This window comes from Photorhabdus heterorhabditis, from assembly GCF_018448905.1.
Classification (GTDB): domain Bacteria; phylum Pseudomonadota; class Gammaproteobacteria; order Enterobacterales; family Enterobacteriaceae; genus Photorhabdus; species Photorhabdus heterorhabditis.
The window spans coordinates 180,672-192,591 of record NZ_RCWA01000003.1 but is presented as its reverse complement, the minus strand read 5'-3'; the positions used below and the strand labels follow the sequence as shown (position 1 = coordinate 192,591).

Sequence of the window (11,920 nt, the reverse complement as noted above, 5' to 3'; positions counted from 1 at the left end):
CAACCTGAAAATCTATCACATATTTATTAATTATGATAGAAAAAAGTTCGCGTTTAGTGACAGTCATAATATTGCTCTCCAATTAGTTCTAAACTCGTAGGATTTAATACTTTTCTTTTGTTGAGTAATTCTACAGGAGCAAAAGGGTAGAAATAGCTAATGATGCTATTCGCTAATATTGATGCAAGTAAAGAATTAGTTGAAGCGATAGAGCCTTTAATTGTAGTGGCTTTTATTTTTTTGTATTCTGATATTGATGATATCTAATTTTCTATAGATGATGTGTTGTCTAGCAAGGGCCCTGCACTAACGATATCATAACCAACTGCTCCATAGATAATTGGAATGTTGTGCTTTAATGCATATTCGGCTGTATATATAGAAGACATGATAACAGGGGTGTCTATGGCTGAAATTATTATATCTACCTTTTTTGAGAAAAAATCAAGGGATTCTTCTGAGTCTAATTTTTTGATATGGATATTTGTTTTTAATTCTGAATTTATTTTCTTCAGTTTGTTTTTAAGTGCTGTTACCTTGAATTCACCAATGTCGTATTTATCAAATGCGAATTGTCTGTTTAAATTAGTTATATCAACTTTGTCATAATCTATCAGCGTTATTTCACTAAAACCTGATGTGGCAAGACAGATAGCAATATGAGATCCAATTCCACCACAACCAATAATAAGAGCGTGTAAGTCTTTTTTAAATTTAAAGGGAGCTTCGACAGTGGATAAATGATAATTTAAAAATTCATGGCTTTTTTCCATTGATGTTTCTTTATAATCATCCAAATATGAAATAATCAATTTTGTATCTTTTAGTTTATTATAAATTTTTTTGATTAAATTATCTTTGCTGACAAGTTTTTTTATATGTTCTTCATCTATTCCTTTGCTTAAAAACTCTATAAAAGAAATTATTTTCTCTGATTTCTATTGGATTTTTAATTCATAAGAATTCTTGCCATGAAGAAGCAATGAATTATTTTTCATTATTACAGATGCGTTAAGTTTATATATCATTTAAATTTTCCTTCCGTGTTATATATTCACCTATAGTCATGAGAGTTTCTTCGGATATGTCTTTTTTGCAGAAATATCCTGTTGGAAAAATAAAAGGAGGAATATATGCGCATTGCTGTCTTAGATGTAGATCAATCAAAGAAAATATCTTTTCTTGAATCAATTTGTCACTACAGAATATAAGTTGTGAATAATGTTTTTGGGGCTGTCCTAGATAACGATTATATTTTTCCTTTAACTATTTGTTTTAGAATATGTAATTGGTATTTTACACCCGGTGTATTAAACCTTTATTCACATTCCTTGAGAAAGAGCTCAAAATGCTCCTTTGGGATGCCATTAAATCTGTGCAGATGACGTTTGGCCTGGTTCCAAAATTCTCTATTCCATTGATATGATTTTGATTATTTTTAGCGTCTACAAACTCTGTACTATGGTTGATACGATAGTGTTTAAAATCGGATACATCTAACACATCATAGTTGGCAAAATTGTCTATGTAGATCAGCCTGTTAGGCTTGATTTTCGCCGTGATTATCGGCATTAACGTATCGGACTTCGCGTTAGGTATTAGCCGGGTATAAACCTTGCCACTTTGCTTGAGAAGGTTTCTCATCAGGCCGATAGGCCGTTTATGTCATCAATTATCAGTCTTCGCAAAACCAGTGGGGTAACGTTTAAATTTATTCATAATGACGCAGAATCAGGCGTCAAATATCGTGTGCTGTGTCGTGATTGCCCAAGCTATCCGGGCAAATTTATTCGCCAGTGCACAGGTCACTACATTGGAATGTTTTCGTTCAAACTGCTGCCTGACCCAGTCAGCCAGTTTTCCTGAATAATGATCCAATCGCTGTATAAATACTCATGCACATTGCACCAGTAATCTGCGCAAGTTCTTATTGCCTCGTTTGCTGATATCCAGCAGGGTATTTTTTCCTCCCGTGCTGTATTGCCTGGGGACTAATCCCGTTGAGGCGGCAAAATCACGACTTTTGGCATATTGTCGGCCATCTCCCAACTGTGAAGAAAGTAAGCTAGTTGTGATTGGACCAACACCCGGGATGGTCATAAGACGCTGGGCGGTGTCATCCGTTGTTGGCTGGTGAAGGAGATGATTTTACTACCGATTTACCGGGATGCTGAGCTAAGTCTGACGCCATTTTAACGAGCCTAGCCGTTCTTCTTGGATCACCAAGTTTAGCGTGCCCAAATTGTTCTTTAGCCCATTCATTATTACTTTTTATCATCTCAGAAACCCTCAATTAAATCCGTTAAGGATCTGATCGTGAGCTAAGCATTTAGTTTAAAAAAAAGTCCTTCACATCATGTGAAGGACTTCTGTATAAAAGACAGCCGACTTTAGTCGGTGGTTGTTGAGTAATGTTTATTATTTTGAAACATAATACAGAAAGTTTTTCGCCGGTAAAATTTGTGCTGTAACGGTATTTTGTATTGGGAGCAGGTGGGGCAACGTGATAGAGATGACTAACTTTGTTTTTCTATTCTTTCCACAAAATATGGCAAATTTGGTGAGATTTTTCCCGGCAAATAAGAATACGGGCAAAAATATCATTAATCTCTGTATCTTCAGATTCTGCTAGCCCGATAATGACTTCGGCAAAGAAGTCAGGGTTCAGATCGAAATCTACATGTTCAAGCCATTCATCAGAAGGATTTAATAGTTCGGCACCGCCACGTACTTCGAATTGTAAGCTAAATAACAGAATATCAGCAGGATCAAGATTGGATGGGGCCAGCTCAAGAAAGATGTCATACGCCTTTTCAAGAGTTTCGTCTTCTGTCATTCGGTTATTGAGATCTAAATTCATAGTTTGCGGGGGCCTGTTGTCCATATTGATTTATGCGTGAGTCATGAAGGAGGAATTAAAACATGATGACGCATTGATTGGTACCCCCGTCTTTACAAGACGAGGGGATTGATCACAGTAGCGGGCTAAAGAAGTAACAAATACGTTCAATAATTCGATGCCACAGAGGTCGTTGCTCCCACTCATTGGCTGCCAACAATGTAGAACGGGAAATGTAATCGTATTGCACCAGAGTTAGGTCATGGCCAAAGTTTTCATCATCGATAACCACGGTAATTTCAAAATTTAGCCACAGGCTACGCATATCGAGATTAACTGAACCAACCATGCTGAGCTGACCATCAACCAAAACGCTTTTGGTATGTAATAAACCATCTTCAAATTGGTAAATCTTAACCCCTGCGTTTAATAGTTCAGAGAAGAATGCCCGACTTGCCCAACGGACAAGGAAAAAATTATTTCTACGGGGAACGATGATAATGACGTCTACACCCCGTAAGGCTGCGGTACAAATAGCATTCATGAGGTCATCACTGGGAACAAAGTAAGGGGTAGTCAGAATCAATTGCTTACGGGCAGAGAAAATAGCGGTCATTAAAGATTGTTGAATCAACTCTTCAGGGAATCCTGGACCGGATGCAATAATCTGAGTCGTGTGCCCACTGGCCTGTTCAAATGGCATAATGTTGTTATCTGGTGATGGCGGGAAGATACGCTGACCCGTTTCCATTTCCCAGTCACAGGCGTAAATAACCCCCATAGTCGTGGTGACAGGCCCTTCCATTCTTACCATGATGTCAATCCACTGCCCAACACCGGCATTTTGTTTAAAGAAACGTGGATCGACCATATTCATGCTGCCAGTGTAAGAAATATAATCATCAATCAAGATGATTTTGCGGTGTTGGCGCAGATCCATCCGGCGTAAAAATAAACGGAAGATATTAACCTGCAAAGCTTCAACAAATTCAATTCCTGCTTGGCGCATGATGTCTGGGTATTGACTGCGACAATATAACCAACTTCCCGCTGAATCTACCATGACGCGACATCTGACCCCTCGGCGTGCCGCGGCCATGAGGGCATCAGTGACTTGTTCGACCAAGCCGCCGGATTGCCAGATATAAAACATCATCTCAATATTGTGTTTGGCGTTATCAATATCTTTGATGATGGTTTTTAATGAAGTGTCATAGGTTGTCAACAGTTGGATCTTGTTACCTTTAACACCTTCAAGCCCTTGTCGCCGCTCGCAAAGCTGGAATAAAGGTGTTGCTACTTCACTGTTTTCTGTGGCAAAGATATGGCGAGATTTGCGCAATTCTTCAAGCCATGTGACTGTTGATGGCCACATGGCTTTTGCCTGTTCAACTCTACGTTTCCCCAAATGCAGCTCACCAAATGACAGGTAAGCAATAATTCCAACTAAAGGTAGGATATAAATAATCAATAGCCAGGTCATAGCGGAAGTTACAGGTCGGCGCTTTATCAAAATGCGTAAGGTAATACTGGCAATAATCAGCCAATAGAAGAAAATAGCAAGCCAACTTAGGACGGAATAAAAGGTTGTCATGTTCGGCAATCAATCCTGTTTTGTTCAGACATCTTTGGTGGCGTTTAACTCGTTTTCCCAGAGGCACGGGATATAAACGATCTATTAATCTGATGAATTTACCAAAAAATCCGCAAATATACTGCAAGCATCATACTTGATATTAGTCATTTCGCATTATTGATATAAAAAGTACTATCCAGATACGTCTTGGATATCATTTTTAAAGGCTTATACCTGTTATCTTTCAAGTTGCCTCTTTGTTGGCTGAACTCTTTGCTATGCTCCCGGGGATTTGCTCCTTTGCCGTCGCGATGCATCTTGAAATCTATTGGGTATATAATGAGCGGGATTATTTTTACAGGGGTATTTTATGAGACATAGCAGGAATGAAGTAGGGAGGTGGCGGATGTTACGCCAGAGTTCCCACCATCGTCGCCGGTGGCTGGTGGGGCAATCAAGACGTAATTTGCGAATTTATTCACTACGTAAATTAAATGGTTATAAACAACGTCGTGCTTTATTATTCGTTCAGTATGGTGAATGGATGCATTAAAAAATAGTATTTTTGGCCTTATATTCACGCTCATCTACAATCTTTATTGAATATGATTGCTATTTGCATTTAAAATAGCAGTTATTCGAGGATTGACTATTATGCTGCTAATAAAGAACTTTCTTATGCGCTGGATACGTTGGCCAGTATTTTTATCAGTTTGTTTACATATCTCTGTTGCTGCCGCACTTTTTGGTACTGTGATACCGGAAAGACAGCCTGATGTTGCACCTATGTCTGTAGCTATGATTCAGTTAGCTGCTGAAGAAGTTTCTGTATCAGAACCTGCTGCACCGGAACCTGTATCAGAACCAGAGGAACCACCAGAACCTGAACCTGTTCCAGAGCCGGTGATCCTAAAACCAGAGGTGAAAAAACCGAAGCCAGAAGTGAAGAAAAAGGTTGTTAAAAAGCAATCTGAACCCGTTGAGAAGAAAGCAGATCAATCGGAAAAACCATTGTTCAACCAGAATACACAGGCTGACCGTGTCGATAATAGTTGGAATGATACGGTGATTAAGCCGCAGAGAGGCCCAAAAGCATTAAGTAAATCTTTGCCTATTTACCCATCAAGAGCTTCAGCATTGGGGACCGAAGGTTATGTTAAAGTCAAATATGATATTGATGAAGACGGCAGGGTAAAAAATATAGAAGTGATTGGTGCCAATCCACCGAATGTTTTTGACAGGGAAGTAAAAAAAGCGATGAGAAAATGGCGCTATGAAAAAATACCCGCTGTTGGCTATATTACAACAGTAGAATTTAGAATTACTGGTATAACTCAATCCTGATTATTGGAAAAGAAAAAGGAGCATTATTAAGATGCTCCTTTTTTCATCCGTACCAGGTTTATTCGCAAGTGCTGCTGGCTAGTTGGAATTGGGTTTTACCTTCTGGTAAATGGCGTGGAGTATTATCCTCATTAACAGCAACATAAGTGAATACAGCTTCGGTTGCACGATAGCGTTGACCTACAGGCTCAGATGCTACTTTCTTCACCCAGACTTCGATATTAATGGTAATCGAGCTGTTACCAGTTTTGAGACAATGTGCATAACAGCATACTACATCACCAACAGCGACAGGTTTTAGGAAAGTAATACCATTTACTCTGACAGTGACAACGCGGCCTTCTGCAATTTCTTTTGCTAGAATTGCGCCCCCAATATCCATTTGTGACATTAACCATCCGCCAAAAATGTCTCCATTTGCGTTGGTATCGGCAGGCATAGCCAGTGTGCGGAGTACTAACTCTCCGTTGGGTAATTGTTGTTGTGTCATTGAAAACTTTACTTTATTTGATGAAAAGACAATACCTGCCTACAGATTACAGAAGACAGGTATTCATTTGAATATGGTTACTTCTGTTCGCGTGGCAGATGGCGATAAATATATACTACACTGAGCACGGTGAAAACCAGAGTCAGGGCAGTTAGACCAAATACTTTAAAGTTGACCCAGACATCTTGTGGTAACCAGAATGCGACATAAATATTAGCCAGTGCACAAGCAATGAAGAATAGCGCCCACGCCATATTTAGTTTATTCCAGACAAAATCCGGTAAAATCAACTCCTTTCCTAGCATTTTCTGAATAAGTGGTTTTTTCATGAACCATTGGCTGCCTAGCAAAGCTAATGCGAACAAACCATAAATTGCTGTGACTTTCCATTTAATAAATAGATCACTGTGGAAAGCCAAAGTTAAGGTGCCGAAAACCGCAACCATAACAAAAGTAATCAGGGAGGATTTTTCTACTTTTCGGTAGATGAGATAAGTAATGGCTACAGCTAAACCAGTCGCTGCAATTAAGGCCCCGGAAGCGTAGAAAATGTCATACATTTTGTATACAACAAAAAACACGACTAAAGGTAAAAAGTCTAAAAGTTGTTTCATGTTTGAACCTATCGTAATTCCGATATCTGACTGTGCCTGATGTTGGTGATTAAGTGTACCAAGCGGCAACAGTATGACTTTAATTATCAATAAAAAAAGAAATTTATCGATCCGTTTCGCACAATTTTACCATAAAGGGCGGCGTAATTAACTTCCTGTTGTCAGTAAACATATAACACAGCATTATAACCAAGACCCATTGAAAAATAAGAGGGCATAAACCAGATGCAGTGGAAAAAACTACAGCGTTGGATGCCAGGGTTAGGCAATTTCTCTCATTATCGTAAGGAGTGGTTTAGTCATGATCTAAGAGCCGGGTTTTCTGTGGCTGCTGTCGCTCTACCTGTTGCTATTGCTTATGCTGAATTAATGGAGATAAGTGCAATTATAGGTCTTTATGCCTGTATTTTACCTATGTTCGTGTATGCATTATTTGGGACTTCAAAACAGTTGATTGTCGGGCCGGATGCAGCAACGTGCGCTGTCATTGCAGCAGCAGTTGCGCCTTTGGCTTTGGGTAATGAAGATGTACGTTGGCAGCTTACGATCGTGATGACTTTAATGACAGGGATATGGTGTGTTCTCGCGAGTCATTTTCGATTAGGTGCATTTACTGATTTTCTTTCAAGACCGATCCTTAAAGGGTTAATGAACGGTGTTGCATTGACAATCATTGTGGATCAGTTGGCTAAAGTCTTTGGCTTTGCCGGCGTACCCGTTGGGTTGATTGAACGGGTGATAGCATTGCCAGCCAAACTAATGAGTACGCATTTACCAACGTTAGCAATGTCTGTTGTAACGGTGTTGATTTTATTAACTGTGCGTTTCTTACGTCCTGCCTGGCCTGGGCCTCTATTGGCTATGGTATTAACGACTTATATAAGTTGGCAATTTGGGCTTGAAAAATATGGTATCCAGATTGTTGGTAGTGTTAGTGGTAAGGGATTACCCATTGTACCCGTGCCAGATTTTCAGCCTGGAATTATGCGTGAGCTGGTTATTCCATCTCTGAACCTCGCTGTTATCAGTTTTGTTAGTTTTATGATGACTGCTCGTAGCTTTGCCAGTAAAAATGGCTATCAGATCGATGCGGATTCTGAGCTTAGGGCGTTGGGCATTGCGAACATTGCTTCTGCTTTATCGCAGGGGTTTGCGGTCAGTGCTGCTAGCAGCCGTACCGCAGTTAATGATGCTATAGGCGGGAAAACTCAACTGGTTTCTGTCATTGCCGCCTCTATTATTTTGTTAGTTTTGTTGTTTATGACAGATTTCCTGAATTATATTCCGTTGTCATCTCTTGGTGTGGTGCTTATTTATTCAGCATCGTCACTGTTGAGTCTGCGGGCGATTCTGTCATTGAGGAAACGAAATCGTCAGGCATTTACTCTGTCATTATTTACACTGATTGCAGTGGTGGTGGTTGGTTTGATTAATGGGGTAGGTTTTGCTGTTCTGCTGGGTTTATTGCAGTTTTTGCGAATTATATTCCGCCCGACAGATCAACTCCTGGGTGTTAATGAACAAGGGATGATCCATTCAATTAATCAGGGTAATGAGATTAAACCGATAGACGGTGTGATGTTGTACCGGTTTAACTCACCATTGACTTATTTCAATGTCAGTTATTTTAAAAAGCGGCTGTTACAGCATGTTGACAGAGTGCAAAAACGTCCAGGTTGGTTAGTTGTCGATGCTGCTGTTAGTTTCACCCATGATGATGTCAGTGTATTTGCGGCTATTGATGAATTGATTACTGAATTGAAAGTGAAAGGTATCACACTGGTGCTCGCTGGTCGTCGGACAGAACTTACTCGTTGGATAAAGCAGAACAAACTGAAAAGTAGTGACGACGATCTGATTGTGGTGCCCGATCTCTATTTTGCGGTACGAATGATTCAAAGTAAGCCTGAGTGGTACTCTAATTACATCAAAAGATAATGGTTCATAATTGTTCACTGAACTTGAAGTTCATTGGATAAAAACATATGATTAGGTCATAATAAACAGGGAGGTTTTTAGTAATGCAATTTGATTCAGGTTTGAACGTCTTACTTGAGTTGCATGGTCAGCGAGTCAATAGGGATTGGTTATTGGTGGAAAATTGAGGTGTGGGCAGTCCAGCCAACGAATTTCATTCCGCATGGTATCCGTTATAACTTAACGTTGCATGACAAATACAATACAAGAGTATTTGGTATGGATAATGCGCACGCAATTACGCCATCAAGAAAAGATCAGTACCGGGGGCGATTAGTGTATGACCATGTTCATAGAACTCTATAGATAAGGGTGTTCCGTATGAATTTACTTCTGCATATCAGTTAATTGAGGATTTTTTTACTAAAATTGATGAAATTATCGCTGAACGCGAAAAAAGAGGGTAATACGATGAAAGCACTCATTGGCGTAATGAATGAAGAGCTTATACGCAGGCGCACACTGGCTATAGTTAAAGGTGAATATGTTATTCAGCCGGGTGAACCTAAGATTTGGTTTACCTCTATGATTGCTCTGGCTCAAGTACTTAGTAGTGATAATATTGTTCTTTTACGTCTAATCAATGAACAGAAACCGGAGACAATCGCAGAGCTGGCCAAGCTGTCTGGAAGGCAGCCAAGCAACTTGTCAGCTACATTAAAGACGCTGAATCGACACGGTTTTGTGGCTTTGGAAAAAAACGGCAGAAATGTAAAACCAAAGGCGTTGTTTACTGATTTTGAAATAAAAATTGAGCAAGAAACCGTTGAAAGGGTTATGTCATCTTGTGGAGCTAAGAATATAGCGGCTTGAAGTAGCACATCTAATACAATGTGAGCCTATGGCCTGTCAGCCTCATAGTTTTTATAACTATGGGGTTTGTTTGGGTAGTGATTTTATGTTTATTTTTGCTATGAAAAGGCAGTTAGCATATACCCAATAGATTTCAAGTTGCAGTGCGGCGGCAAGAGAACGCATCCCCAAGTATAAGTACCTATAATAATTTTTTGGTCAGTTATAATCGAATTGTATAAACCAGCAAGCGAATATTGGCGAATATCTACTATAAGGTATATAAGTAGTAGTGGGGACCATTTCGCGAGTTGGCTTACTAATAAATCAATTATCTATGATAAGTAAATACGGTTTTCTGCTGAAATGACCACAATTATAGTATTTCTCTTTATTAAACGATAAATTAACAATAAACAGGATTTAGTTGTTTTCTATTAATGGTTGATAAACAATACCGGCTCGCAATTAGTTGTTTTTATAATTTATACAATATTAGGGATTTTCAATGAAAAAAACATTGGTAGCCTCAGTGGTAGCAGTTAGTTTATCTGTATTCGCGTTTGCAGCAAATGCGGGTGAGAGTACTATTTCTGGTGGCTATGCTCAGAGTCATGTTAAATTCAATAGTGATAAGCTTGATGACAATCCAAAGGGTTTCAACTTGAAGTACCGCTACGAGTTGGATAATAATTTTGGTGTTATTAGCTCATTTACATATACACATAAGAGCTTAGAAGAAAATCCTGTTAAATTTGATGTAGACTATTATTCCCTGATGGCTGGGCCTGCATATCGTTTTAATGAATATGTTAGTGTGTATGGTATGGTTGGTGCTGCACATGGAAAGGCTAAAGTGTCTTTATTGGGTGTGAGCGCTGAAAAGAGTAAGACATCTATTAGCTATGGACTGGGATTGCAATTTAACCCTATGCCAAATTGGACGATTGATACGTCCTATGAATATTCAAAACTGGGTGGCTTTGCAGATCTGGGTGATTTGAAAGTAGGCACTTGGGTAGTTGGTGTTGGTTATCGGTTCTAATCAAATTTGCTAATTTATATTTAACCTAGTTAGCACTATTTTGAAAAAATTCCCTGTCTTGTGACAGGGAATTTATATTTATTTTTGCTGTGAAGAAGTAACTAGCATATATAAGCGGAATAAGTAGATCAGCAGAATAGCGGAGATCAAGTTATTCAATACGCCAAGAGTGATTTCTGCCATCTCATTATGAATGAATGTCAGACGATCAATAATGAATGCTATCAAGAGTTTTGCAGTCAGCCATAATAGAATTGCTGGAATCAGTAAACGAATATTGGCAAATGCCAGTTTCCAGCTTGTTTTCATTGAAGCAAAAATACCACTACGCTCAACGGTCACAATAACGGGTGCCAAGGCCAGTGCGATAGATAAAATAATTCCTGGCACCAGCATTGCCATCAAACCAAGTTGAATTAGCAGGGTACATATCAGCAGTAGCAGAAACAACTTCGGTAATTGGCTTGCTGATAAACCGATTGCTTGTAATGAAGAGATACGGTTTCCGGCTGAAATTGCAGCGACCAATGTCAGCACACCACCCGCGAGCAGTACATTACCAATCATACTTGAGAAAATAGTTCCTATTCCCGCACGCATAATCATTGACTGTTGTTCTGGTGTCATCTGAGACACTAAATCCTGAATACCTGCCTTGCCCGATGTTGCAAAAGTGAATTCTGCTTCTGTTAGCAGCTTCATCTGTTCGCTATCAGGGATAAACAGATGCCCTAATAGGGTAGTAACCAAGGCCGCAAGGATGGCCAGAGTCAGAATACTTAACAGTTGATTCTTGAAAAAGTTAAAACTGTCACGGTACAGGGTATTCGCCGTGATTGGCATGAAGACAGCTCCCATCAGGTTAAACAATGATACATAATGGTCAATTGTACTCTGTATGGACAAATGTGGATAGTTGAAAGGAGATTACATGGATAAATTAATAGCTGATTGTAATGGTTGATGAGAGAAAAGAGTTCTTCATATGATATTTTCAACATAAAAATAAACATAAATTTAACCTTGTTAAAACATAATGGAAATATAATTAGATGAAATGTAAAATATTGGCATTGGTATATAAGTATGAAAAAACTCTAATTAATAATAAACATTGATTTGTATCAATTTAAAATAATTTATTTTTGAAATAATAATATTGCAAGTATGCGATCTTACTTAAATTATTTAAAAGATGTGATCTGTCTTGGATCATAATTTGAAATATATCGGTATATTTCGG

General features: G+C 38.9%; 11 protein-coding genes and 3 pseudogenes. 5 read left to right on the top strand and 9 right to left on the bottom strand.

Annotated elements, in window-relative coordinates:
* Positions 1–263 precede the first annotated feature (263 nt).
* The 6 genes and pseudogenes from EAE89_RS03240 to cls form a co-directional block, all read right to left on the bottom strand.
* The gene (locus EAE89_RS03240; protein WP_214085366.1) at positions 264–773 is read right to left on the bottom strand and encodes a ThiF family adenylyltransferase; all 510 of its coding nucleotides are present in this window, start codon (positions 771–773) and stop codon (positions 264–266) included.
* Between the two features lie 476 nt (positions 774–1,249).
* A pseudogene (locus EAE89_RS03235) lies at positions 1,250–1,635 on the bottom strand (transposase); the annotation flags it as partial.
* A 96-nt stretch (positions 1,636–1,731) separates the two neighbouring features.
* A pseudogene (locus EAE89_RS03230) lies at positions 1,732–2,121 on the bottom strand (transposase); the annotation flags it as partial.
* Between the two features lie 7 nt (positions 2,122–2,128).
* Positions 2,129–2,278: pseudogene (locus tag EAE89_RS03225) on the bottom strand (IS4/Tn5 family transposase DNA-binding protein); the annotation flags it as partial.
* A 252-nt stretch (positions 2,279–2,530) separates the two neighbouring features.
* Entirely contained in the window at positions 2,531–2,860 is a 330-nt protein-coding gene (locus EAE89_RS03220; RefSeq protein WP_054475296.1) for an HI1450 family dsDNA-mimic protein, read from the bottom strand.
* A 112-nt stretch (positions 2,861–2,972) separates the two neighbouring features.
* Positions 2,973–4,433, bottom strand: a complete 1,461-nt coding sequence (gene cls, locus EAE89_RS03215) for a cardiolipin synthase (protein WP_149616474.1) — start codon at positions 4,431–4,433, stop codon at positions 2,973–2,975.
* Positions 4,434–4,785: 352 nt separating this feature from the next.
* On the opposite strand from cls, the gene EAE89_RS03210 reads away from it, so the two are divergent.
* Both EAE89_RS03210 and tonB read left to right on the top strand, forming a co-directional pair.
* Positions 4,786–4,968 (top strand): YciY family protein, encoded by a 183-nt coding sequence (locus EAE89_RS03210; protein ID WP_214085365.1) that lies wholly within the window; start codon positions 4,786–4,788, stop codon positions 4,966–4,968.
* Positions 4,969–5,069: 101 nt separating this feature from the next.
* On the top strand, positions 5,070–5,759 hold the full coding sequence (gene tonB, locus EAE89_RS03205) for a TonB system transport protein TonB (protein WP_214085364.1): 690 nt from the start codon (positions 5,070–5,072) through the stop codon (positions 5,757–5,759).
* Between the two features lie 58 nt (positions 5,760–5,817).
* On the opposite strand, the gene yciA is transcribed toward tonB, so the two are convergent.
* Complete coding sequence (yciA, locus tag EAE89_RS03200) at positions 5,818–6,249, bottom strand: acyl-CoA thioester hydrolase YciA (RefSeq protein WP_054475301.1); 432 nt, start codon at positions 6,247–6,249, stop codon at positions 5,818–5,820.
* 77 nt (positions 6,250–6,326) lie between these two features.
* Positions 6,327–6,863: a septation protein A gene (locus tag EAE89_RS03195; RefSeq protein WP_149616476.1), complete on the bottom strand. Its 537-nt coding sequence runs from the start codon at positions 6,861–6,863 to the stop codon at positions 6,327–6,329.
* Positions 6,864–7,088: 225 nt separating this feature from the next.
* Between EAE89_RS03195 and EAE89_RS03190 the strand changes: the two genes are divergently transcribed.
* The 3 genes from EAE89_RS03190 (at position 7,089) to EAE89_RS03180 (ending at position 10,677) form a co-directional block, all read left to right on the top strand.
* The gene (locus tag EAE89_RS03190; RefSeq protein ID WP_214085363.1) at positions 7,089–8,801 is read left to right on the top strand and encodes a SulP family inorganic anion transporter; all 1,713 of its coding nucleotides are present in this window, start codon (positions 7,089–7,091) and stop codon (positions 8,799–8,801) included.
* A gap of 450 nt (positions 8,802–9,251) precedes the next feature.
* The gene (locus EAE89_RS03185) at positions 9,252–9,653 is read left to right on the top strand and encodes an HVO_A0114 family putative DNA-binding protein (protein ID WP_149616477.1); all 402 of its coding nucleotides are present in this window, start codon (positions 9,252–9,254) and stop codon (positions 9,651–9,653) included.
* Between the two features lie 487 nt (positions 9,654–10,140).
* A complete protein-coding gene (locus EAE89_RS03180; RefSeq protein WP_214085362.1) occupies positions 10,141–10,677 on the top strand; it encodes an Ail/Lom family outer membrane beta-barrel protein in 537 nt (178 codons plus the stop codon).
* A gap of 78 nt (positions 10,678–10,755) precedes the next feature.
* Here EAE89_RS03180 and EAE89_RS03175 read toward each other — a convergent pair whose 3' ends face one another.
* The gene (locus EAE89_RS03175) at positions 10,756–11,520 is read right to left on the bottom strand and encodes a YciC family protein (protein WP_054475311.1); all 765 of its coding nucleotides are present in this window, start codon (positions 11,518–11,520) and stop codon (positions 10,756–10,758) included.
* Positions 11,521–11,920: the final 400 nt, after the last annotated feature.

Coding starts and splice junctions, on each gene's coding strand:
- EAE89_RS03240 (WP_214085366.1), bottom strand. CDS start 773: ATGGAAAAAAGCCATGAATTTTTAAATTATCATTTATCCACTGTCGAA.
- EAE89_RS03220 (WP_054475296.1), bottom strand. CDS start 2,860: ATGAATTTAGATCTCAATAACCGAATGACAGAAGACGAAACTCTTGAA.
- cls (WP_149616474.1), bottom strand. CDS start 4,433: ATGACAACCTTTTATTCCGTCCTAAGTTGGCTTGCTATTTTCTTCTAT.
- EAE89_RS03210 (WP_214085365.1), top strand. CDS start 4,786: ATGAGACATAGCAGGAATGAAGTAGGGAGGTGGCGGATGTTACGCCAG.
- tonB (WP_214085364.1), top strand. CDS start 5,070: ATGCTGCTAATAAAGAACTTTCTTATGCGCTGGATACGTTGGCCAGTA.
- yciA (WP_054475301.1), bottom strand. CDS start 6,249: ATGACACAACAACAATTACCCAACGGAGAGTTAGTACTCCGCACACTG.
- EAE89_RS03195 (WP_149616476.1), bottom strand. CDS start 6,863: ATGAAACAACTTTTAGACTTTTTACCTTTAGTCGTGTTTTTTGTTGTA.
- EAE89_RS03190 (WP_214085363.1), top strand. CDS start 7,089: ATGCAGTGGAAAAAACTACAGCGTTGGATGCCAGGGTTAGGCAATTTC.
- EAE89_RS03185 (WP_149616477.1), top strand. CDS start 9,252: ATGAAAGCACTCATTGGCGTAATGAATGAAGAGCTTATACGCAGGCGC.
- EAE89_RS03180 (WP_214085362.1), top strand. CDS start 10,141: ATGAAAAAAACATTGGTAGCCTCAGTGGTAGCAGTTAGTTTATCTGTA.
- EAE89_RS03175 (WP_054475311.1), bottom strand. CDS start 11,520: ATGCCAATCACGGCGAATACCCTGTACCGTGACAGTTTTAACTTTTTC.